Origin of the sequence: Clostridium sp. Marseille-P3244, assembly GCF_900120155.1 — a bacterium.
Taxonomy (GTDB): domain Bacteria; phylum Bacillota; class Clostridia; order Lachnospirales; family Lachnospiraceae; genus Mediterraneibacter.
In genome coordinates, this window is sequence record NZ_LT635549.1 from 1,331,612 (window position 1) to 1,353,511 (window position 21,900).

Below are 21,900 nucleotides of genomic sequence, written 5' to 3' on the forward strand. Positions count from 1 at the left end.
TACATGGAAAGGATGATGTTATGAAATCATTGCCAGCGGATAACATTTATCAAAGATTATGTGATCTTCGTAACGGAACTGGGAAATCACAAAAAGAAGTTGCAGATGAATTAAATATCCAGGCATCGGTATTAAGTCGAATTGAACGTGGAGAAACAAAATCAGTCAGTCATGATTTGGTTATAAAATTTGCAGAATATTATAATGTGTCAACGGATTATTTACTTTGCATATCAGATGTTCGTATTAGAAGGAATGTAAGCGCCAAATATTCCTGCGGATTTCCTGATCCTCAAGTTTTACCTATAATTGTAGTCGAAAGATATTTAGACTATTTCACTACAATTATGGAGGATAGGTTATGGCAGGTACTCGCAAAGCCCGGGTTCCGATGGCGGAACAGATCCGGCTTATCAATGAATGCCGCCAGAGCGGCATGACAGATGCCGACTGGTGTCGTGAAAACGACATTGCAGTAAGCACCTTTTACAACTGGGTCAGCCGCTGTCGGAAAGCGGCAGCGGATCAGATCCCGGCTGCGAATTATGGTCATCTTGAGGTCCCCCGCCCGAAACAGGACGTGGTTCCCATTGACATTGTTCCGGATCATATTCCGGAACAGCATACAGCATCACAGATGCAAAACGCGTACCTTGACAATTCACATACGATTGAAGTTGCTATAAAGGATATCACAGTCCGCATCAGCAATGATGCAGATCCGGTCCTGCTCACCAGGACATTCCGACTGCTTCAGGAGCTCTCATGTTAGGGGATATCTCCGGACTTGAGAAGATCTACATTGTCTGCGGCTACACTGATATGCGGAAGTCCATTGACGGACTCTGCGCTGTTATCGAAGACCAGCTCAAGATGGATCCGTCGTCCAGTGCTCTCTTTCTTTTCTGTGGAAGAAGACGGGACAGGATCAAAGCCTTGTTCCGCGAACCGGACGGCTTCGTTCTGATCTACAAACGGTTGTCTGTCCGCGGCGGCTATCAATGGCCCAGGAAGCAGTCGGAGGTCCGGAATCTTTCCTGGCGGGAGTTTGACTGGCTGATGTCGGGGATCGATATCGACCAGCCCAAGGCCCTCAAAGCAGAGTGAAAAGCATCTGGATTTCTCAAAAAATCCTGCACAGAAAAATCCGGAAATTCCTTGTAGATTCGGCATTTTTCAGGAGCCATTTTCCTTTAGTAAAAGTCCCGTTTCTGGTATAATAAAGGTATCAAATCCGAGGAGAGAAACGATGGCTTCCAGTGCGAAAGATATCCAGCTTCGAGAGCTGAAAGATACAGTATCACAACTGAAAACAATGATATCTGAACAGACTGAGCTGATTAAATCTCTCCGTCTTATTATTGACGAAAAATCCAGTCACGAGAAAGCGCTGCAGGAACAGGTAGATTATCTGACCAAAAAGCTTTTCGGCTCATCCAGTGAAAAAAGATCCGATGACATTCCGGGACAACAGAATCTCTTCGATGAAGCGGAAATGGAACAAGATTCCTCTTTGCTGGAAGAAGAGACCGTGATCCGGGAGCATCCCCGTAAAAAGAAGGCAACCCATGAGGAACTTTTCAAAGGCCTGAAGGTTGAAAAAGTAGTGATCCCTCTTCCGGAAGAAGACCAGATCTGCCCGGTCTGCGGCACACAGATGGTCCTGATCGGCGAGGAGTATGTCCGCCGTGAACTGGAATTCATTCCTGCCACCTGTAAAGTGATCGAATACTACAGCCAGAGTTACGGATGCCCCTCCTGCAAGGACGGACTCGGCGATACGGAAAAGCCTGTGATCGTAAAGTCTCAGGTACCGGCGGCTCTGGTTGGGAAAGGTCCTGCCTCAGCATCCACTATTGCATGGACCATGTATCAGAAGTATGCTAATGGGCTTCCCCTTTACCGGCAGGAGAAAGACTGGAAACAGTATGGGGCTCAGATCAGCCGTACCACTCTTGCCAACTGGATCATCTACTGTTCACAGAACTATTTCCAGCCAATGTATGATTACTTCCACCGCGAGCTGCTGAAACGCAGCTTTGCGATGGCAGATGAAACCCGGGTTCAGGTATTGAACGAGGAAGGGCGCCGAGCCCAGACTCAATCATTCATGTGGCTGTTCCGAAGCGGCGAGGACGGGCTTCCGTCGATCATCTTGTATGGCTATTCTCCGACCAGGAGCGGCAGCCATGCAAGGGAGTTCCTGGAAGGCTACAGCGGATACCTGGAAACGGATGGATATCAGGGATACAACAATCTTCCAGGGATCAGACGCTGCTCTTGTTGGGCACATATCCGTCGATACTTTATCGATGCCGTCCCCAAAGGAAAACAGTATGACTACAGCCATCCGGCAGTGCAGGGAGTCCAGTACTGCAGCCGGTTATTCGCCATTGAGGACTCCATTAACAAAAAGTATCCTGGTGATTATGAAAAGCGGAAGCAGCTGCGTCTCGAGAAGGAAAAACCTGTTCTGGAGGCTTTCTGGTCGTGGCTCGATCAGCAGAAGCCAGTCCGGAATACCCGGATGGAGAAAGCGGTGAATTACGTTCTCAACCGGCGTGATACAGCAGAGACCTATCTGGAAGACGGACGATGCAGCTTTACCAACAATCTCAGCGAGAATGCGATCCGCCCATTTGCAGTGGGCCGGAAGAACTGGCTGTTCAGCAGTTCTGTGGACGGAGCGAATGCCAGCGCGGTAGTCTATACAATGGTTGAAATGGCAAAAGCACATGGGCTGAATATTTATGGATATCTTAAATTTCTGCTGGAACACCGGCCTGGTAAAGATATGACCGATGAACAGCTTGCAGAGCTGGCACCTTGGAATGAAAAACTCCAATCTATCAAAAATCGCATGTGAATTATAGTGAATTACTCCAACTCGCAAAGGGATGGAGTAATTTTATATTTTACCGCACTATTATTTGGCTCTTACGAAGGAATGTTGAGTTGGAAGAATTAGGACTGACCAATAAAGCGCTGCTTCAACTATTGCAAGGAAAAGTAAATGGAAGTTTACTAAGTAAAATGTTAGAACATCCATATTTTCCTGTACTTCTTGATATTGTTAATGCTTATTTTACAGAAGCTCATAACACTGGTTTTGCTAGTAGAAATGCAATTATAGATATAGGAACTGCAAATATAAAAGATTTTATAAAGGAACATCCGGAACATAGAATCGAAGGACAGCATGATATTCGTAGACTTAATGCAGAAAAGGTTACTGGAACCGAGGCTGATCTTGAAAAAATCAAAAGCATTTTCCTGTCCATGCTGAAAGATATTAAGAAAGAATATGATGTACCACAACAAGATATCAGTACAGAAGAATTAAAAAATCAAATAGTCACTATGAAAAAACAGGCAATATTTCAGAAAAAGAAGAAGCCAAGTTTTAACGAAAATGATATGTCAAGAATTGTTATGGGGATGTTTCAAAGTATGGGGATGGACTTGGATGAGTATGAACAGGAAATGTTTCACAAAATGATGGTGCATATGTTACAGAGGAAAAGATAGGAGATTTGAGATGGGAATATTTGATAAATTATTCAAGAAAAAAGCAATAGAATCACAACAGAGTATACCAGTAAAGCAAGATAAACAAGAAAAAACTACAGTGAATATGGTCACGCAAAAAGCGGAACCAACAGTAAAAGAACAATTGATAAGAGGATACGTTGGTACATATAAAAAGCAAGTGGATTACGCTACAGTTAAAGAATTGAAAAAACGTTATATTGCTTTCGATGTTGAAACGACAGGATTAAGTCCGATGAATGATAAGATAATCGAAGTTGCAGCTGTTTTATTTGAAAATGGAGAGATTATCAAAGGATATAGTTCATTGGTTAATCCAGAAGTCTTTATTCCATACAGTGCCACCGCTATTAATCACATTACAAATGAAATGGTAAAAGACGCACCGAAAGAATGTATTGTGTATGCAGAATTAGTAGACTTTCTAGGAGATGCTTTAAAACAGCAAACTACTATATGTGCACATAATGCGTCTTTTGATATGAATTTTCTTTCAGAAACATTAATGCGTCTTGGATATGATGGAAAAATTTCTTATGTAGATACACTTTCACTTTCGCGTAGTTTAATCAAAGGGTTGCATAACTATAAACAAGATACGGTTGCTATGTATTTTGACCTTGTAAATAATCAATCTCATAGAGCTGTTACAGATGCAGAAATATGTGGGAAAATTCTTTGGAACTTACTGCAAATAGAAGAAAAAGAGGAAGAAAAAAGATTAAGAAATTTAGAAAAAAGTAAACCATGTGACGAAGAAATGGAGATATGTGCTTACATTCAGAACTGCATCATGAAAAAAGGTGGTGATTCTAAATGGTTAGGGTTTTATAAAAACAGTAGCAATTACGTTGATGTAAGTTACCTATATTCTATTTTGAAATTTAAATGTGCCAAAAAGGGAAAATACATTATTGTTGAAAAGTCAAGTGTTGGAAAACTAAATTGTAATATAGAGCCATGTACAATGAGTGAAGGTGGTTCGGATTATGTAAGAGTATATTTCAATAGTCCGTTCGAATTGGAGCCGTTGGAATCATATTTATTTAGCATTTATGCGAAATGTCGTAAGTCAGCATTGGATTATTTTAAATTTAATAAGCGATATGAAGCAGAACATAAAAACAGTCCAGCTATGTTAAATCATCTTTCTGATATGGATGTTGCAGCGTTGCTTGAAAGTGCTGAAAAGAGAAAATTGACGGAGAAAGTTGTTTCGGAAACCATAAAGAATTCTAATGATAAATCTCGAATCTCTAGAGAAGATATCATTATTCAGCCTATTCATAATAGAGTTCCATTAGCTGGTATTCGCAATAAAAATAATTGGGAAAATGGCTATGATGAAGGATATCCATTCTGGGAAAAAGGAGATAATCTCCGTAAAGAGGGAAATGTAGAAGATGCAATCAAACTGTTTGATCAGGCAAGATATAATGGATATGATGCTCCGGTTCTTTATGACTCTTATGCAATGGCATATCATAAACTGAAAGACTATGCAAACGAAATAGATATTTTAGACGAAGGCATTGTGCGTGAAAGAAAAAATGGAATAAATGTTAGTCGTTTAGAAGCTCGACGAGATAAAGCAATACAATTGCTATACGAACAGCAAGAGGCTAAGAAAAAGAAATTAGAAAAAGAACAGATAAAAAATGAAAATATAAAAATTATTTCTGAGACTTCTACGAAAACAACTGGGCGTGCTATTTTGCAATTGACGGATGATATGACTTTAATCAAACGATATGATACTATTGCACAAGCTGTACGTGAAACCGGTGTAAATTCCAAGAGTATACGAGATGCTGCAAAAGGTGTTCAGAAGCATGCAGGTGGTTATGTTTGGAAGTATGCTGATGAAATTGGCGATTGAACTGTTGTTGCAAATACGTTTTAATTCGATATGGTTGTGCTATGGAATCTTGAGATGCCCATAGCCCATAGGAGTTCATGATTGGACTCCTTTTTTTGAAAAAACATTGTATATTGACTTTTTTGAATGATGGAAGTATGATTGTTCATATAAATCATACTTTGGGAGGCGCTTATGGAAGTTAATAACGGAAAATATGCATGGATGGTTAAAATTGGAGAAAAAGGTCAATTTGTTATCCCGAAAGAAGCAAGAAATTTATTTGATCTTCAGCCGGGAATGGAAATTTTAGTTTTAGGTGATGAAAAAAGAGGCTTGGCAATCTTACCAAAGGAAATGCAAAAAGAATATATTGTAAGGATTTTTTCAGAAATGGATTCCTAAAGGATGGTGAGATTCTATGAGTAAAATCGTTTTCTTTTGTATCCCAGCGCATGGGCATACAAATCCGACGTTAGGAGTTGTGCGTGAATTAATCAGTAGAGGGCATCAGGTTTTTTATTACTCCTACAATATGATGCGTGACAAAATCGAATCCACAGGTGCTGTTTTTGTATCTTGTGATGAATACGATCAGGAACAGCGATTAGATGCGAAAGACGGAGCCCGAATAGGAAAAGATTTGGCTTTTTCAACGCAGATATTGGTTGATACTACATTAGCTTTGGATGATGCGGTGTGCGAACATATGAAAGAATTAAATCCAGATTGTATCGTTGCGGATTCCATGGCTGTATGGGGAAAAGCTGTGGCACTAAAACTTGGGATTCCGTTTGTATCTTCAACGACAACCTTTGCTTTCAATCAGCATTCAGCAAAGATAATGAAGCAAAGTCCAGGACAAATATTTGGTATGATCTTCTCAATGTCGAAAATCAATAAAAACATCAAACGTTTACAAGATAAAGGTTATCCTGTAAAAAGCATTCTCGATATTATTCAAAATGACAACAATATAGATACGATTGTATATACATCTCCAGAATTTCAACCATGTTCCAAAACATTTTCGGATAAATATGTTTTTGTAGGACCATCAATACGACCTGTTGAAAATGTGATTGAGAAGAAGTCGGATAAATTAATTTATATATCAATGGGAACAGTCATTAATGATTCCGTAAAGTTTTACAAAAAATGTATAGAAGCATTTGCCAATACAAAGTATCAGGTTATTATGTCAGTTGGCAATTTGATAAATGTTGAAGACTTAGGTGCTATACCGGATAATATTACGATTTCGAGGTTTGTAGATCAGATAGCTGTATTAAGTCAGGCGGATGTATTCCTTACCCACTGTGGTATGAACAGTGTCAATGAAAGTTTATATTATAAGGTTCCACTCGTGATGTTTCCGCAAACATCTGAACAAGACGGCGTGGCTACAAGAGTAGAACAACTTGGTGCGGGTGTCAGGTTGAAGAATATAAATGCAAAATCTATTAGGGTGACAATTGAAAAGGTACTAAATACAAAATCTTATTATGAACATGCGTCAAAGATTTCTCAGGGATTCCGTAAATGTACTGGTGCAAAAGGTGCTGCAGATAAAATTGAAAAGATGTGCGAATGAATAAAAATCAACGCTCAAATGAGAAAAAAACGAATTTGAGTGTTGATTTTTTGCTTTAAATGGATATAATAGATTATGAAAGGAAGGGTTAAAACTATGTTGATACAATTTAATTTTAAAAATTTCAAATCATTTCGTGATGAGGCTACGCTGGATTTATCCGCAGCAAAAATGACAGAATTTTCAAATCGTGTTATATCCGTGGGTAACGAAAAAATATTGCCTGTAGCTGCTGTATATGGTGCGAATGCAAGTGGAAAATCTAATGTTTACGGTGCATTTGAATATATGAGCGAGTATGTAGTGAACTCTTTCAAATATGGAGATGAAGAAGATTTCGATGATGTCAGACCACTTCCATTTCTTTTTGACGTTTCTTCTGAAACAGCAGATACAAGTTTTGAAGTTTATTTTACCGTACCAGGTGACAAAACTGAAAAATGTTATAATTACGGATTTTGTATTGGGCAAACTGGCGTTACAGAAGAATGGTTAAATTACAAGGCAAAAACAGCTCGCAAATATTCTACTATTTTTTACAGAGATGAGGAAACGTTGGATCTTGCAGGTATTCCAAAAACAAGCAGAGAAAATATTGAAATTGCATTAGAGAAAGAAGTTCTGATTGTTTCATTAGGAGCAAAATTAAAAGTTGCTAAATGTAAACTTGTAAGGGACTGGTTTTTGAATAATGAATTTGCAGATTTTGGAGATGCTGTTACTAATTTCTTTATGTCTCGTGTTCTTCCTGCGGGATTTATTGATGATGAAAAAATCAGAGCAAACGTTGTAAAATACTTCTCTTCTTTTGACGAAACAATAAAAGGATTTGAAGTTACAAAACTTCCTGCCCAAGAAGATTCTAAAGAAGAAAAATATCTGATAGATGCACTTCATAAAAAAATCGGATCTGAAGACATGGCAAAAATTCCACTTGCTCATGAATCAGCAGGTACTTTAAAAATGTTTGCACTCTATCCGGAATTACAGGATGTATTGCAAAATGGTGGGGTATTCTTTATCGACGAGTTAAATGCTCGATTACACCCACTTCTTGTTCGCAACTTCATTCTTACTTTTCTTAACCCAGAAATCAATATAAATCATGCACAGCTCGTATTTACAACGCATGACACATGGCAGTTATCTAATCAGCTGTTACGTCGTGATGAAATTTGGTTTACAGAAAAAGATGATATGGGATTATCTGTATTATATTCCTTGGCTGATTTTATCGACGAGGATGGTTCCCGTATCCGTAAGGACGAAAGTTATGAAAAAAACTATCTGTTAGGAAAATATGGAGCTATTCCCTCCTTAAAGACAATCGATTTTTTTAAGGAGGGTTAGCTTATGGCACGTAAAGATAGAACAGGTAATAGAAAAACAAGAGAACGGCGTGCAGTACATCGTATCCCAGAAATGGGGTACTATCTTGTCGTGACCGACACAGAGGCTACTGAACGTTGTTTTTTTAATGGGTTACACGACAGTCTTCCGGAAGACGTAAAGAAAAAACTTGTTATTAAGGTTGTGGAAACAAAAACACAGAATATGATTGAGAAATGTCTTGAGATGACAGCTTATGAAGCACAATACCGTATACCATGGATTGTCTTCGATCGTGATCAGGTTCCAAATTTTGATCAGATTATCAAGGATGCAGAGAAAGCTGGAATTAACGTGGGTTGGTCCAATCCGTGTTTTGAAATCTGGATGTTTGCCTATTTTGGTAATATGCCGGCGATACAGGAATCTTGGATTTGTTGCTCAAGATTCGGTGAATTGTATAAAGTAAAAACTGGTCAAGACTATTCAAAAGCTGATTCTGATATGTACAAAAGACTCTGTGAAAACGGAGATGAAGATAAGGCGCTTCAGATTGCTGCTCAGAAATATGAGCAGTGTCTGAGAGAAGGTAAAATGGTTCCATCACATATGTGTCCGGCAACAACAGTGCATGAGCTGGTGGGTGAAATTAGAAGAAAGGTTAAAGGGTGATTATATGGCTAATTATATGACATTTTTCCCTGTAGGTAATGGGGATATGACACTGATTCAAACAAAGACAAATAAATACATCATGATAGATTGTAACATCAGAAATGCAGAGAATGATGATACAATTTATGATTGCAATGAATACTTGCAAGATAATCTGCCGATTGATGATGGTCAAATTTATTTGGATGCATTTTTCTTGACGCACTCAGATAATGATCATTGTCGTGGAATTAGAGATTACTTTAATTTGTGTGCTCCAGAAGATTCTGACGATGATAAAATCAGAATTGATGAATTGTATGTACCAGCAAAACTTATGATGGATGAGACTCATTACAATGACGATGCGGATGCCATTAGAGAAGAAGCACAAAGAAGACTTGACTTGTTAGGTACTGATGAAGCAGATACGCCAGGAAATCGTATTAAAATTGTTGGATATAGTAAGGAATTAAAAGACTACGCAGATGCTATTGTTCCAGCAGGAGAAACGATTTCTGATATAAATGGAAATACGGATTATGGCGCAGAAATATTTGTATTAAGACCGGTGAAGAAAGCAAACGATGAGGAAGAGTCTGACGTGAACGATTGTACCGCCTCTTTTAAAATTACTTTTGAGATTAATGGTGGTACATATGTTGCAATTATCGGTGGAGATCTCAAGTGTGAGAACTGGAAAGAAGTTATTGAACTAAATCCAGACATGACTTTTGATTTATTATTAGCACCACACCATTGCTCCTGGCATGCAGTTAGTTCTGAAGATACTCACACAGGAAAAGCAAACTCTGTTATTGAAGAATTTCTTGAAAAATCTAAAGAAAATGCATATGTGGTTTCTTCGAGCAAGGTCATTAAACGTGATGGTGACAATCCACCGAGTTACAGAGCTAAAAATGTCTATATTAAGCACCTGAAAAAGCAAGATAGATTTAAATGTACAGCAGAATATCCAAATGCTGATGATCCAAAACCATTAATATTTAAAATTACTGGTCAGGGATTTTCAATAAAATCTATTGCAACAGCAACAAGTCAATACAATTCCTTTACACAAAAATCTTATGGTGGAGAATAGTATGCCGGGTACAATTTTTGAACGTTATGAATTTCTTAAATTGGAAACTTGTTGTGAAAAATATATGCCGTTGATATCGGCCATAGATGAAAATTATAGTATGGAGAGATTGGGACTTTATGAGAGTTCGCTTTCTGATGGACTATTTATTCATTGCAGATTGGAACTTTCACTCCCCACTAACGGAGTATATAAAGAATTGGATGTTCGTTCTGATGAAGAAATATTAATTTTTGTCAAATCGGACTATCCATTCTTTGCACCAGCGGTTTTATTTGTAAGGAATGACTTTCCTACCAGCCGAATTCCACATCTAAATCTTGGCATTGCAAATAGCAATATTCATCTATTGAATCCTTGTTTATATAGAGGGGATGTTAACGAATGGTTTTTTCAGAATGGTCCTAGGGCGTTTTGTGATCGTGTGAATGATTGGTTTTCTGATTTAATTAATGGAGAACTTATGAATGGTGATGGATTTGAAACTGTTCGATATGAGAATACAGCAGGAATTGCAGAAATGGATTTTGATTATTTATGCAAGATAATCTCAACGTATGGAACTACTCATGGTGCTCAAATATTACAAATGAAACAAAAAGCGAACAGATATTTTCAGATTTTGAATCAAGAATATTCAAAAGAGTTAAGTGATGATATCCTGCCATGTATATTTGCATTTGATAGAGAAAATGTAGTTCATGATTTCATCAGTCAGGCTCTTTGTACTGAGAAAGATTTGAAAATTTTTCCGTGTGAATGTAGAATTCAACATGGAATTCGAAAAATCTCAAGAAGATACTATGAATCCCACAAAATTGATTCACTAAAAAATATCTTAGTTGTTCTTGCAGTGAAACGTCCAATGCAAGTTCTTGGTGGTTTTTCTGAGTATGAATTTATAGCGGTACTATTGTCGTATGATTTGAAATCTTCTCCAAATATTGAAAACTGTTCTATTAAGAAAGTTGTGCCAATACAAGCTTTAAACAATGCAATGGCAGAAAGATTATCAGGTACAGAAAATATTTCAAAGAAACCAGTTATTATGCTTGGCTGTGGTGCGTTGGGATCTAAAGTGTCAATGAATTTGGCTCGCATGGGATATACAGAACAACATTTTTATGATGAGGATGTTATTTTGCCACATAATTTAGTGAGACATTATGAAAACTGCAATTATGCAGTGGGTTTTCCAAAGGCAGAGGTAATGAAAATAGAGATGGATTGTATGTTCTCTGGTAATAAGAGTACAAGCCATACTGAAAATATTTTTTATGTTGATAGTTTGCCAGAAGGTCTTGTTATTGATTGCACTGCTTCAAGAAGAATTATGTTTTGGTCTATATTAACTGACAAGATAAAATCATCTATAATCAGGAGCGAAATATATGCTGGTGGAAAAATGGGGCTTACTGTAATAGAAGGAAAGAATAGAAATCCTGATATATATGACATGCAGATATCCTTATACAGAAAAGCGTTAGGTGAACCCGTTATTTCACAATGGCTTAACTATAAACAACCTAAAGATATGAGGTATCATATCGGATTTGGATGTAGTTCAGATACTACAATTTTGGATGATGGAACAATAAGCAATCATGCAAGTATGGTGCCACATTTAATTAATAAATACCAGGATACAGAAAATGGAATTGTGTGTGTGAATTATTTTGATAGAGATGATTTGACCAATAATGGTGTTTACATTTACGAAATGGAACCGATGGTATTTTTAGAAGAAGTAGATGGATGGTCTATTCACATTAGTTCTTCTCTTTATCAAAGAATTCAAAAGTATTCCAATGAAAAACTTGAGAATGCGGGTGTTTGGATTGGAAGCATTGAAAAAAAGATTAAGCGGATTACGATAGTGGATACATTTATTCCGGAAGACAATGAACGAAAAGATAATACTGTTGAGATGGGAAAAAAGGGTGTAAAAGAATATCTAAAATCATTGCGAACAAAAACAAATGGTCTGTTAAGATATATTGGCGAATGGCATACACATATTGCAGGCGATGCGTCACCGAGTCAGAAAGATTTGAAAACGTTTTGCGAAACACATCCTGCTGAAGATGTGTTTTTAATGACGATTTTATCACCTTCCAATACTCGAAATTATCTTATCAGAAGGGAGAAAAATGAATATAAAAGACTATAGAGAAAAAGAATTAAAAACGCTTGTTATAGCAAACATTTTAGTGATTTTATGTTTAAATGAACTGATTACCTTTGAGGGTATCTTGGAAGAAAATAGTTATATGAAATTACTTGTGTTGATTGTCAAGTAAAATTGACCCACTTTTTCGTTGAATCTTGACCCACCTTAGTAGCCGATAAAGCGGAGTACTAAGGTGGGTCAATTCTATCTGTCAATCCTGATTTTTACACTGTGAATTGACCCACCCTGTTAATGGGTTACCACCTGATATCCGTCTGCTGACAATGACGTCTGATCTATCAGGATCGTTCTCGTGGATGAATCCAGGGTAATGTAGCGGCTTAGTGTCAGAAGACGGTCACTGATCAGCTCGTGAACCAGTTTTTCCATCGCCACAGGCCGGGAGTCTGAAGCCGGATCGGGCTGACGGACCGCTGCAACTGCGGTTGTTCCGCATAACTCATCAAGATCCATAAAAACACCGTCAGCCACACTTGTGTCAATTCCGGAGAAATGATCCGTATCGGCATCGTATAAATACTTTCCGCATTCCTTGATCCGGTTTATCACAAAGTAAGGATGCTTGATCCCGTACTCGCTCCTAAGATAGTCATATGCTGCTGTTTTACCTCCGCTGTTGTATTGTTCAATGATTTTAGGGAATGTTTCTTCCCCAATGATTGTCTTGCCCATGCTGCGCCTCCTATTGTGCGATGTCCCAGTCGAACGGATCAAACGGCCATTCCTCATTGATATGTTTACGCACGTATTCGTATGCTTCCTCGCACAGATTGTTGGCGGCCAGAAACTCCCAATACAGGAAACATGTCCTGTAAAGCCGGTTTGCCTTCTCCTTCAATTCCTCATATGTAGGCGGCTCTGGTGTCGTAATACCATCACGGTCAATACCGTATTCTTCAAGAAGATATTTGCTCCCTTCCTCATAACTCATGGAATCAAGCGCACGCCGGATTTCTTCCTCCTCACGGTATACATCCAGAAAATCTGCCGGACTTCCGCTTTCATAGGAAGCCATAGAAGCATTTTCATGTACACTGTTGCCTGCAGCCACCCATTCATGCAAGGCTTCCCTTTCTTCTTCCGTCATGGGTGTGACTTTTTCGTATTCCCTGAGTTCCTGCTTAAGCAACTGCCTTTTTTCTTTGTTTATCTTCATTTCACTTATTCCTTTCATTTCGCACTCTGTTTTGACCCTTTGACACGGTAGCTGTCACCCGTTATACTAAGGATATGGCAGTGATGCACCAGGCGATCCAGGATCGCTGTGGCCGCAAGTTTGCCAGTAAACAGCTCGTCCCATCTGCCCATGGGCAGGTTGGTCGTGATAATGAGGGAGTTCTTTTCATACCGATGGCGGATCACCTGAAAGAAAAGGCTCTCTCTTTCTCTGTCCATTTTTAAATACGAAAGTTCATCAATGATAAGCAGCGGGATCCGATTCAATTCTTCCAATGTTTCCCGCAGCGTCCCTTCCTGCATTTTTTCATAGAGTCGGTCAACCAGATCCTTGGCATTGGCAAAAAGCACTCTATATCCTGCGCTGATCGCATTCATGCCGATCCCTGTGGCGATCATGCTTTTTCCAACACCGGGCGGACCGATAATGATAACATTTTCACCAGCATCAATGAAATCCAGCCCTCCAAGTTCCGTGATCTTATCCCGGTCCAGTGACTGGTTAAATCCGTAGTCAATGTCCTCAAGCCGTTTTTCGGCCTCAAAGCATGCTTCCCTGCGAAGCTTTTCCGTTCGGCGGTCACGTTTTCCTTCTTCCTCCACAGAAAGAAGCCTGACAAGAAAGGATTCATAATCCATAGCAGAAGATTCCGCCTCCAGGATCAGGTCCCGGTATTGCTCGCGCATATCCACCAGTTTAAACTGTTTCATCATGGATTCGATGTATTCCGCATTCGTCTGATATCCCTTCTGCTTCATCTTTGTACCTCCGATAACATCGCATTGGTCTCATAATAACTGCAGTCGCGCATCAGGGCAGGGTCATCATCCCGATAGCCCTTACTACAAACAGCCCCCACGTCTTCCAAAGATACTTCCGGCAGCGTCAGATTCCCCGCATTGTATTCTTTCAGTAGTCCCTTAAATGACGTGATATCCATCTTGTCTAAAGTGATACAGTAACCGATAAAGCGGTCAAGCGTGGAGTCATCATACAGTTCTCCCAGAAGCATGATCTTTCTTGCGTAATGCGTAGGCTGGTCAAATTTCCTGCCGGCAGCGTCAAGGTAACGCTGGCCGTTTGAGAAACGTCTGGCAAAGTCCCGCCGGATCTGTGGAATAGAAGTGCTGACCGGTGTTGCGATCGCGTCATAGTGTGAAGGGTCCGTCCGCACAGCATGCTTCTCTTCTGAAGCCTCCACCGTCAGTATCCGGTTCTCTTTCATGTCATAGATCTCAATCCGGAATCCGTAGATCATCCGAAACTGCAGTGTTTTATCCACATATTTCACGGGTACGCTGTACTTACTGCCGCCAACATTGATGTAGCTGTCGGGACTGATGATGCGCTTCTGGAGCCGTTTGGTCCGGTAGTGTGTTTTGGGGAGTGGGAGAAGCGCAGCTTTCTCCTCAATCAGATAGTGCTGGTTAGGGATCCGCTTTGTTGTCCCGTGGACTTCATCGCACCATCCGTTCACAAACTCCTTGCCGCGCCGGTTCAATTCTTCCATTGTAGCGAACTGGTTCCCTTTTATGAACTGTTCTTCGATATAGTGAAATGGAGCTTCGATCTTGCCTTTTTTACGGGGCCAGTAACAGGGACATGCATTCAGTTCAGTCCCCAGATGCTTCGCCATCATCAGAGCCTGGGGATTATATTGGATCTCGTCCTGACTCTTCGGATTGTTTTCAATGACCAGTGCTTTGGGGTTATCGATCAACAATTCCAGTGTTACACCGCCCAGATCATCGAACAGCTCCTGTATGGCCTCATAAATCGCGGGAGCATCCGCTTTCAGGGAAAAACAGACCGCCTTCTTCCTGGATGCGGCAAGGATCATTGCGAAGCAATACACTTTCTGTTCACGTCCTCCGATCACCATGGAGTACTCTGACCAGTCGAACTGTGCCTGGTCTCCGGGTGGTGTTTCGATCCGCACGGTAGCCTTGGAACTGATGAGCCCCACATCTTCGTCCACTCTCTGCAGGAACCTGTAAACAGGACCGATGCTGCCGGAATAGCCTTTTTTCTTTAGTTCTTTGAAGATCCGCGTACCGTTAAATTCATACGGTTCGCATCTCCACTCAATAATGAGTTCTTTATAATCATCCAGACAGGATTTATAGACTGTCCGTCTGTACGTCGGCTCTTCCTTCAACTCCAGCAGCTTTCTGACCGTATTCCGGGAGATCCCCAGGATCTTTGCTGTTTTACGTTTTGAATGGGTCTGCTTATAGACCCGTTGGACAGCTGCCCAATCTTGCAATCCGTACACCTTCTTTCGCCTCCTTTCCGTGACTGATTGCACACGGAAAGGATTCTACATTGTCTGATTGGGTGGGTCAATTCTAAGTGTTAAATTTTCAAGATGCAGTGTATCAGAATTCGGTGTTACTTACTCACGCCCCGCCATTAGGGTGGGTCAGTTTTCCTCGTAAAACCTGGGTCAGTTTTAATTATAAATCAATAACTTGTTACAATTATTAACTCTGGTTTATTTGCTGCCATCATTTATACTATGGTTACTGTGTTTGATTGTATGATTTCAAGTAAATTAAAAAGATACATTGTGTTTTGGTGGTTTCCAATGCCTGGGGAGACTATTTTTAGTGATATAAAAACAGATGCTAAAGATGAGCGTTTTACATCGGCAGAGGCTATTGAAGCATACCAAGACATATATAATAATTTACCGTCAGGAAAAAAGGCTTGCCACCAGTATGAAAACAGTAAGTGGCATGAATTATTACGTCAGCACGAATCAGAAACAAAAGTTTTGGTTGCGCATAGGGATTACTTAATGTGTCGTGATATGGCAACTGTAATAGGAGTGATGCTATTTTTGTATACGATTTTTTCTTTTGCAATGAAGTTAATCACTTTTGACAAAAAAGCGGTAATATATTTGGGGGCAGTATATTTCGTATGTATGATTGCCGCAAGAGCAAAATCAAAACGATTTGTAAAGACAGTCATTGTATGTGATTTACATCCCCAAAAATAAGAGACCGTTTCAAGTTTTGTGTAAATTCAAAAAACTGATATAAGATATGTCATTAGTTACTCTTGGGCAGAGCTGTTTTTTTGAGGTTCTGCCCTTGCTTGTATTATAATGCAGTTTCCGGACATGTCAAGCAGGGCTGGCCCAGCCAGCCCTGCCAGGCCAGAAACAGCTTATAATCCAGATAATCGTTCTTCGAAAAATATCTCCAGCTGCGAATGGATCTGCCCCCAATCCTGCCGGTGTCCAGTCCATTTTTTTGTGATATCCATCATGGCCAGATACAGCATTTTCAGAAGACTGTCATCAGAAGGAAATACCGTTTTGGATTTCGTGACTTTTCGGAGCTGACGGTTAAATCCTTCGATGGCATTGGTAGTATAGATCAGACGCCGAACCGCTTCGGGATACTTGAAATACGTTGAAAGATTCGCCCAGTTGTCCTTCCATGATTTTGCGATTTTGGGATATTTCCCGCTCCATTTCTCATCAAAGCCATCCAGTTCAGCCAGTGCGATTTCTTCTGTTGGGGCTGCATATACACGTTTCAGATCAGCCATCAGTGGTTTAAGCTCTTTGTAGGAAACAAACTTTGTCGTATTCCGGATCTGATGGATAATGCATTGCTGGATCTCCGTATCCGGAAAAACAGCTTCAATCGCCTGGGGAAAGCCTGTCAGACCGTCTACGCATGCGATCAAGATATCTTCTACGCCACGGTTCTTCAGTCCGTTCAAAATGGAAAGCCAGAACTTTGCACTCTCATTTTGTCCTACATACATGCCGAGCACGTCTTTATGCCCTTCCATGTCGATTCCTATAGCGATATAAACCGCACGTTTTACAATCCTGCCTTCATTGCGCACATGGTAATGAATGGCATCCATGAAAACGACCGCATAGATTTCCTCCAAAGGTCTTTCCTGCCATTCTTTTACGATGGGAAGGATCTTGTCCGTAATCCTGCTGATGGTACTGTCAGAAATCTCGATGTCATAGAGTTCCCGCATATGGCTTTCGATATCATTCGTGGTCATTCCTTTGGCATACATGGAGATGATCTTTTCTTCCATGTCTTGAGTGACCGTATTCTGATACTTTTTAACGATCTGTGGTTCAAACTCACCTTTCCTGTCTCTTGGGATATCAATCTCCATATCGCCGTAACTGGTGTGCATGGTCTTCTGGGAATGGCCATTTCTGGAATTATCCGTTTCCTTGTTCCGATAATCATACTTGGAATATCCCAGTTCCTCATCCATTTCCTGATCCAGGGCACCTTCCAGGATGATGGACATCATATCTCGCATGATGGAGTTGACATCCGTTCCATCTTTGACCTTTACATTGTTTTCTTTCAGGTAGTTGCCCATCATTTCCCGAAGGGCTGCTTTTTGTGGGGTATCTTTTTTCCTTGCCATAAAATAAACCTCCAAATGTTAGCGTCAGGCGATTTTCACCATTCAGAGTCGGATTAAAAACGCCAATCTTAGTCAATTTAAAATCGCCAATGCATCATGTATGTTATTAACAGTTACGCATTTTTAAACTCCGTATGCTTTGCGATACCAGCCTCAAGACCAAGTGTTTCCAGCTTGCGTCCCCGGTAGCTGTCACCTTTGATCATAAATACAGTGGCATCATCAAAGACACGGTCTAAAGAACAAAGCAGCGTATCATCTTCGCTGAAATATTCACCCCACTGGTTTGGTGTCTTATTGCTGGTAAAAATCATAGTACTAGGACCATCTTTATTGTAGCGGCGGTCAATCACATCAAAGAACATACGTGTGTTCTCTTTATCGAACACACACCTGCCAATCTCATCAATGATCAGGCAGGAAGGCTTTACCAGTCCGTTGATGACAGCGCCCTCCCGGCCGTGTTTTCTTGCATCCGTCAGCTTTTGGTTGAGTTCGCTTGCCCTTAAGAAATAGGTTTTATATCCTTTCAGGCAGCATTCCCGGCCAAAAGCCATAGCCAGATGGGTTTTGCCCACGCCCTGCGGTCCAATAAAGGCCAGATTTTTTCTTGCATACAGAGCGGACAGAGAAGAGATGTTCTTCAGTGACTGCACATGCTTCCCATGGAGCCGGCTGAAATCAAATCTTTCAAAGGTTTTCGGCTCGTTCATAGGAAGCTTGCTCAGTTTCAGCATCGTATGGACCATAGAGTCGTATTTTTTCTGCTCCAGGTATTCAAAAACTCCACAGACTGCATCCAGAGCTTCCGGCGTAAGTTCTTTTTCATCGGCATAGCTGGCCAGTTCTGCTGTATAAAGATCGATCTTCAGTGCCTTTGCACTGGACTGGATTCTTTCAAGTATTGATTCATTCATCCCATAGGCCCTCCTCAAAGTTGAATTTTTCAAATCCTGAGCGCTGTTTGGGAGGCTCTATCTGGAAGATCCGGGTTTTGACCGGCATCGATGGAACTTCTTCCGGCTGTTCTGTCACATACTGATCCCGGCAGAAACTGTCTCTTCTCATCCAGGTGACATCGTGTGTGGTCAGGACTTTGCTGAGATCGGATGCGTAAATATAGAGGGTAAAGGAATCTCTCCGGATCCTGCAGGTCTTCTGAGTGTACCAATACGGGACGCCGAAGCGCCGCCCTTCATAATGGACAAATCCATCGAAAGAAATCTTTCTTTCCGGGCAGAGATAAAAGGCAAGTGCCTGTGTTTTTGTTAATACGGAAGCAACAGCCATGCAGTCTTCCCGATGCTTTTCACAGGGGATGCAGTCAACTGCTTTATGATACATGCTGTTCTGACGGTTGCACCATCCGATGGCTTCCAGATTCAATTCTGTGATCGTACCAAAAACTCTGCCGGCAAGAAAGTTATCTTTTACAAAGCGGATCAGGCGCTCCACTTTGCCTTTAGTGAAAGGATGCTTTGGCTTGCAGAGTTTTGTCTGGAAACCGATTGTTTCCATGAACACTTTATAATCTTTCTGCCACAGCGGATGGCCTTCCGGATCCCGCCGGACTACGACGCTTTTCATGTTATCTGTCAGTATATAGCGTGGGATCCCCATATAAGTAAACGCATGGATCATCCCTATAAAGAGATTTTCCTGCCTGGCATTGGGAAAGAATTCAATATATCTTTCCCCGCAATGATGGCAGATCATGGCAAAACATGCAACCTTATAGGATGTACTAGTATCTGTATCTACCTGGACAAATCCCCAATCCATCTGATAGGATTCCCCAGGGTCAGTCTGATATCTGCGTCCCCGGTTCCCCTGAGGGGCAACGAGCTGACGTTTGGGCGGGACAAGATCCCGGTGATCAGCGATATAAGTTTTTACGGTTGTCAATCCGCCGGTATAGCCAGCCTCCTGTAGCCGCTCAAAGCATACTGAAGAATTCGTAACACCTTTTTGGAGCAGTCCATCAATGATACCGCTATATCCGGTCAGAATGGTAGCTGTTGCTTTTTGCCCTGTCCTGCCATGCGGAGTGACAATAAAGTTATTTTCTTTTAACCGCCTTAGCCTGGATCTGCTGAGTCCGGTCCGGCGTTCCAGTTCTGCAAGATTAATTTTGGAAAGGCTGAAATTTTCGCCTTGTTCCTGCTTTATTTCGTTGATTGCTTGTGTTATGATTTCTTGTAAGTCATTACATGTAGCATCTTCGTGCATAAATCCTCCTTTTCTGATGCATTGGCTTATCATCAGTATAAGAGGATGAAGACCTGTATGTAATGGCTTTTTTAATTTGACTAGGATTGGCTATTTTAGCCTGACACTAGATGGCTATTTTAACCCGACGCTAATACAAACTGGTAAGTCTATCTTACATCAGTTTGATATTGTCAAGATTAGTTGACACATTTATTTCAAGGATATCACTGACTATGCTACCAGTTCCAAATCCTCATAATACTGTCTGCGTTTTATCATGGGAGGAAGCCCGCCATTGGCAGAGCAGATCCTCCGGTTATTCCAGTAGCTGAGGAAGTATCTCCAAATGAGCGCCTTTAATTCCTCTACCGTCATCTGCCTTGTGTCATAGCGGTCATAAAGGAGCTCTGTCTTCATTCTGGCCCACATACTCTCACAGCGTGCATTATCATGGCAGCGTCCTCCTGCACTGTTCATGCTTTGGTGGATGTGGTGCTCCCGGATGGTCTGGCGGTAAGACTCACTGGTATACTGTGTCCCACGGTCACTGTGGATGATCGCTCCTTCCAATGCGGGATATGCAGTCCGAGCATTTTCCAGTGTTTGGATACACAGATCTGCTTTCATGTTTGTCCCCATTGACAGACCGAGGACGCTAAGATCAAAGCAGTCGAAAATCGCAGATACATACAGTTTCCCATTGCGCGCCGGGATCTCCGTGATATCTGTAATACATTTTTCTAATGGGGCATCTGAATGGAAATCCCGCTTCAACAGATCATCCGATTTCATGGCTTCCCGGTCTGCCTTTGTAAGTCCATTCGGCTTTCTCTTTGGCCGATGGCTCAGGCCGATCTGATCCATAACCCGGTATACGGTCCGTTCACTGGGGATATGTACGCCTTCCGGCTGCTTCAGCAACAGCGCCTGATACATCCGGATCCGTCCATAAGTATCGTTACATTCATCCTCGCTGATGATTTCTTTCATGGCATCCGCCAGATCCTGGTACTTCCATGGACGGTCTTTGTTTGCGAGATATTTATAGAAGCCCTGCCGGCTGATACCAAGCATCCGGCAATAAAATGAAATTTTTCCGGTAATCCTGCCGTCCTCTGTTTTCAAAGCGAGAAAGATCATTCTCTGGTTTTTGCTGACTTCCGACGGCTGGCGGCGAAAAAAGCGCTGGCTTCCTCCAGAAATTCATTTTCTTCCTTCAGGCGGCGGATTTCTTTATCCTGCTCCTTCACCCGCTTACGCAGCATGGTAATTTCTTCTGACAGGCTCATTGCACTGGCAGGGGTATGGGAACCTTCCCCAACATCCAGCTTACCAGCTCTTACAGCTTTCAGCCATGTATGGATGGTTCCTTCAGGGATTCCTAATTCTTTAGCAGCCTTAGCGCCGCCGATTTCTTTGGCAAGTTTCACTGCCTGTACTTTGTATTCATGGTCATATTTACGTGCCACTTTGAATACCTCCTTATTCTCTTGGTTTTATTATGAAATCCTTGAGAATAAGCTGTCAACTTTTTTTATACCACACCAAATTGAACGTATCAAAAGTCACAAAGGAGAGATTTTGCTATGGATAAATTCGTTTTAAAGGCCCCGTATCAGCCCACAGGTGATCAGCCGCAGGCAATCGAGGCGCTTGTAAAAGGGTTCAAGGAAGGCAATCAATGCCAGACTTTACTAGGGGTTACGGGTTCTGGAAAGACGTTTACGATGGCCAACGTGATCGAGCAGTTGCAGAAACCGACACTGGTCATTGCCCATAATAAAACACTGGCCGCTCAGTTGTACGGAGAATT

At 41.1% G+C, this 21,900-nt stretch carries 23 protein-coding genes; 14 read left to right on the top strand and 9 right to left on the bottom strand.

The genetic code is table 11. The annotated features are described in order from the left end of the window. Nucleotides 1-20: 20 nt before the first annotated feature. The 12 genes from BQ7367_RS15010 (at nucleotide 21) to BQ7367_RS08175 (ending at nucleotide 12,256) form a co-directional block, all read left to right on the top strand. Nucleotides 21-440, top strand: a complete 420-nt coding sequence (locus tag BQ7367_RS15010; protein ID WP_072524979.1) for a helix-turn-helix domain-containing protein — start codon at nucleotides 21-23, stop codon at nucleotides 438-440. Then, nucleotides 362-772 (top strand): IS66 family insertion sequence element accessory protein TnpA, encoded by a 411-nt coding sequence (gene tnpA / locus BQ7367_RS08125; RefSeq protein ID WP_072524980.1) that lies wholly within the window; start codon nucleotides 362-364, stop codon nucleotides 770-772. Before BQ7367_RS15010 ends, tnpA begins: the two co-directional genes overlap by 79 nt. Next, on the top strand, nucleotides 766-1,107 hold the full coding sequence (gene tnpB / locus BQ7367_RS08130; RefSeq protein WP_072524981.1) for an IS66 family insertion sequence element accessory protein TnpB: 342 nt from the start codon (nucleotides 766-768) through the stop codon (nucleotides 1,105-1,107). The genes tnpA and tnpB overlap by 7 nt, the downstream gene beginning before the upstream one ends. Nucleotides 1,108-1,249: 142 nt before the next feature. After that, nucleotides 1,250-2,866 (top strand): IS66 family transposase, encoded by a 1,617-nt coding sequence (gene tnpC, locus BQ7367_RS08135; protein WP_072524982.1) that lies wholly within the window; start codon nucleotides 1,250-1,252, stop codon nucleotides 2,864-2,866. A gap of 89 nt (nucleotides 2,867-2,955) precedes the next feature. Next, a complete protein-coding gene (locus BQ7367_RS08140) occupies nucleotides 2,956-3,528 on the top strand; it encodes a hypothetical protein (protein WP_072524983.1) in 573 nt (190 codons plus the stop codon). Between the two features lie 10 nt (nucleotides 3,529-3,538). After that, nucleotides 3,539-5,428 (top strand): exonuclease domain-containing protein, encoded by a 1,890-nt coding sequence (locus BQ7367_RS08145; RefSeq protein ID WP_072524984.1) that lies wholly within the window; start codon nucleotides 3,539-3,541, stop codon nucleotides 5,426-5,428. Nucleotides 5,429-5,602: 174 nt separating this feature from the next. Further along, entirely contained in the window at nucleotides 5,603-5,812 is a 210-nt protein-coding gene (locus BQ7367_RS08150) for an AbrB/MazE/SpoVT family DNA-binding domain-containing protein (RefSeq protein ID WP_024726964.1), read from the top strand. A 16-nt stretch (nucleotides 5,813-5,828) separates the two neighbouring features. Continuing rightward, on the top strand, nucleotides 5,829-7,001 hold the full coding sequence (locus BQ7367_RS08155; protein WP_072524985.1) for a macrolide family glycosyltransferase: 1,173 nt from the start codon (nucleotides 5,829-5,831) through the stop codon (nucleotides 6,999-7,001). Between the two features lie 96 nt (nucleotides 7,002-7,097). Continuing rightward, a complete protein-coding gene (locus tag BQ7367_RS08160) occupies nucleotides 7,098-8,351 on the top strand; it encodes an AAA family ATPase (protein ID WP_072524986.1) in 1,254 nt (417 codons plus the stop codon). A gap of 3 nt (nucleotides 8,352-8,354) precedes the next feature. Beyond that, nucleotides 8,355-9,002 carry an RloB family protein gene (locus tag BQ7367_RS08165; RefSeq protein WP_072524987.1) on the top strand — a complete coding sequence of 216 codons (648 nt, stop codon included), beginning with the start codon at nucleotides 8,355-8,357 and terminating at the stop codon, nucleotides 9,000-9,002. After that, on the top strand, nucleotides 8,974-10,086 hold the full coding sequence (locus BQ7367_RS08170; RefSeq protein ID WP_143142972.1) for a ComEC/Rec2 family competence protein: 1,113 nt from the start codon (nucleotides 8,974-8,976) through the stop codon (nucleotides 10,084-10,086). The genes BQ7367_RS08165 and BQ7367_RS08170 overlap by 29 nt, the downstream gene beginning before the upstream one ends. A gap of 1 nt (nucleotide 10,087) precedes the next feature. Next, on the top strand, nucleotides 10,088-12,256 hold the full coding sequence (locus BQ7367_RS08175) for a ThiF family adenylyltransferase (protein WP_072524989.1): 2,169 nt from the start codon (nucleotides 10,088-10,090) through the stop codon (nucleotides 12,254-12,256). Between the two features lie 249 nt (nucleotides 12,257-12,505). Here the strand turns inward: BQ7367_RS08175 and BQ7367_RS08180 are convergent, their stop codons facing one another. Genes BQ7367_RS08180 through istA (BQ7367_RS08195) form a run of 4 tightly spaced genes read right to left on the bottom strand, consistent with a single transcriptional unit; the run spans nucleotide 12,506 to nucleotide 15,729 of the window. Further along, a complete protein-coding gene (locus tag BQ7367_RS08180) occupies nucleotides 12,506-12,949 on the bottom strand; it encodes a hypothetical protein (RefSeq protein WP_072524990.1) in 444 nt (147 codons plus the stop codon). 10 nt (nucleotides 12,950-12,959) lie between these two features. Beyond that, nucleotides 12,960-13,433 (bottom strand): hypothetical protein, encoded by a 474-nt coding sequence (locus tag BQ7367_RS08185; RefSeq protein ID WP_143142973.1) that lies wholly within the window; start codon nucleotides 13,431-13,433, stop codon nucleotides 12,960-12,962. Nucleotides 13,434-13,447: 14 nt separating this feature from the next. Continuing rightward, the gene (gene istB / locus BQ7367_RS08190) at nucleotides 13,448-14,212 is read right to left on the bottom strand and encodes an IS21-like element helper ATPase IstB (RefSeq protein ID WP_072524992.1); all 765 of its coding nucleotides are present in this window, start codon (nucleotides 14,210-14,212) and stop codon (nucleotides 13,448-13,450) included. Continuing rightward, a complete protein-coding gene (gene istA / locus BQ7367_RS08195) occupies nucleotides 14,209-15,729 on the bottom strand; it encodes an IS21 family transposase (RefSeq protein ID WP_072524993.1) in 1,521 nt (506 codons plus the stop codon). Before istA (BQ7367_RS08195) ends, istB begins: the two co-directional genes overlap by 4 nt. Before the next feature lie 312 nt (nucleotides 15,730-16,041). Between istA (BQ7367_RS08195) and BQ7367_RS08200 the strand changes: the two genes are divergently transcribed. Beyond that, nucleotides 16,042-16,458 carry a hypothetical protein gene (locus BQ7367_RS08200; RefSeq protein WP_072524994.1) on the top strand — a complete coding sequence of 139 codons (417 nt, stop codon included), beginning with the start codon at nucleotides 16,042-16,044 and terminating at the stop codon, nucleotides 16,456-16,458. 170 nt (nucleotides 16,459-16,628) lie between these two features. On the opposite strand, the gene BQ7367_RS08205 is transcribed toward BQ7367_RS08200, so the two are convergent. The 5 genes from BQ7367_RS08205 to BQ7367_RS08225 all read right to left on the bottom strand — a co-directional run bounded on the left by BQ7367_RS08205 (nucleotide 16,629) and on the right by BQ7367_RS08225 (nucleotide 21,556). After that, nucleotides 16,629-17,876, bottom strand: a complete 1,248-nt coding sequence (locus BQ7367_RS08205; protein WP_072524995.1) for an IS256 family transposase — start codon at nucleotides 17,874-17,876, stop codon at nucleotides 16,629-16,631. Between the two features lie 113 nt (nucleotides 17,877-17,989). Then, on the bottom strand, nucleotides 17,990-18,793 hold the full coding sequence (locus tag BQ7367_RS08210; protein WP_072524996.1) for an ATP-binding protein: 804 nt from the start codon (nucleotides 18,791-18,793) through the stop codon (nucleotides 17,990-17,992). Then, the gene (gene istA, locus BQ7367_RS08215; protein WP_072524997.1) at nucleotides 18,786-20,105 is read right to left on the bottom strand and encodes an IS21 family transposase; all 1,320 of its coding nucleotides are present in this window, start codon (nucleotides 20,103-20,105) and stop codon (nucleotides 18,786-18,788) included. Before istA (BQ7367_RS08215) ends, BQ7367_RS08210 begins: the two co-directional genes overlap by 8 nt. 213 nt (nucleotides 20,106-20,318) lie before the next feature. Beyond that, nucleotides 20,319-21,227 (bottom strand): IS3 family transposase, encoded by a 909-nt coding sequence (locus BQ7367_RS08220; RefSeq protein ID WP_072524998.1) that lies wholly within the window; start codon nucleotides 21,225-21,227, stop codon nucleotides 20,319-20,321. After that, nucleotides 21,224-21,556 carry a transposase gene (locus tag BQ7367_RS08225; protein WP_072524275.1) on the bottom strand — a complete coding sequence of 111 codons (333 nt, stop codon included), beginning with the start codon at nucleotides 21,554-21,556 and terminating at the stop codon, nucleotides 21,224-21,226. Before BQ7367_RS08225 ends, BQ7367_RS08220 begins: the two co-directional genes overlap by 4 nt. A 117-nt stretch (nucleotides 21,557-21,673) precedes the next feature. On the opposite strand from BQ7367_RS08225, the gene BQ7367_RS08230 reads away from it, so the two are divergent. Beyond that, nucleotides 21,674-21,900, top strand: a 227-nt coding sequence (locus tag BQ7367_RS08230; protein WP_072524999.1) for a DEAD/DEAH box helicase family protein, incomplete at its 3' end; no start/stop codon positions are given.

What these genes read in the sequence shown, in the direction of transcription:
- BQ7367_RS15010 (WP_072524979.1), top strand. Translation starts at nt 21, where the DNA reads ATGAAATCATTGCCAGCGGATAACATTTATCAAAGATTATGTGATCTT.
- tnpA (WP_072524980.1), top strand. Translation starts at nt 362, where the DNA reads ATGGCAGGTACTCGCAAAGCCCGGGTTCCGATGGCGGAACAGATCCGG.
- tnpB (WP_072524981.1), top strand. Translation starts at nt 766, where the DNA reads ATGTTAGGGGATATCTCCGGACTTGAGAAGATCTACATTGTCTGCGGC.
- tnpC (WP_072524982.1), top strand. Translation starts at nt 1,250, where the DNA reads ATGGCTTCCAGTGCGAAAGATATCCAGCTTCGAGAGCTGAAAGATACA.
- BQ7367_RS08145 (WP_072524984.1), top strand. Translation starts at nt 3,539, where the DNA reads ATGGGAATATTTGATAAATTATTCAAGAAAAAAGCAATAGAATCACAA.
- BQ7367_RS08150 (WP_024726964.1), top strand. Translation starts at nt 5,603, where the DNA reads ATGGAAGTTAATAACGGAAAATATGCATGGATGGTTAAAATTGGAGAA.
- BQ7367_RS08155 (WP_072524985.1), top strand. Translation starts at nt 5,829, where the DNA reads ATGAGTAAAATCGTTTTCTTTTGTATCCCAGCGCATGGGCATACAAAT.
- BQ7367_RS08160 (WP_072524986.1), top strand. Translation starts at nt 7,098, where the DNA reads ATGTTGATACAATTTAATTTTAAAAATTTCAAATCATTTCGTGATGAG.
- BQ7367_RS08165 (WP_072524987.1), top strand. Translation starts at nt 8,355, where the DNA reads ATGGCACGTAAAGATAGAACAGGTAATAGAAAAACAAGAGAACGGCGT.
- BQ7367_RS08175 (WP_072524989.1), top strand. Translation starts at nt 10,088, where the DNA reads ATGCCGGGTACAATTTTTGAACGTTATGAATTTCTTAAATTGGAAACT.
- BQ7367_RS08180 (WP_072524990.1), bottom strand. Translation starts at nt 12,949, where the DNA reads ATGGGCAAGACAATCATTGGGGAAGAAACATTCCCTAAAATCATTGAA.
- BQ7367_RS08185 (WP_143142973.1), bottom strand. Translation starts at nt 13,433, where the DNA reads ATGAAGATAAACAAAGAAAAAAGGCAGTTGCTTAAGCAGGAACTCAGG.
- istB (WP_072524992.1), bottom strand. Translation starts at nt 14,212, where the DNA reads ATGAAGCAGAAGGGATATCAGACGAATGCGGAATACATCGAATCCATG.
- BQ7367_RS08200 (WP_072524994.1), top strand. Translation starts at nt 16,042, where the DNA reads ATGCCTGGGGAGACTATTTTTAGTGATATAAAAACAGATGCTAAAGAT.
- BQ7367_RS08205 (WP_072524995.1), bottom strand. Translation starts at nt 17,876, where the DNA reads ATGGCAAGGAAAAAAGATACCCCACAAAAAGCAGCCCTTCGGGAAATG.
- BQ7367_RS08210 (WP_072524996.1), bottom strand. Translation starts at nt 18,793, where the DNA reads ATGAATGAATCAATACTTGAAAGAATCCAGTCCAGTGCAAAGGCACTG.
- istA (WP_072524997.1), bottom strand. Translation starts at nt 20,105, where the DNA reads ATGCACGAAGATGCTACATGTAATGACTTACAAGAAATCATAACACAA.
- BQ7367_RS08220 (WP_072524998.1), bottom strand. Translation starts at nt 21,227, where the DNA reads ATGATCTTTCTCGCTTTGAAAACAGAGGACGGCAGGATTACCGGAAAA.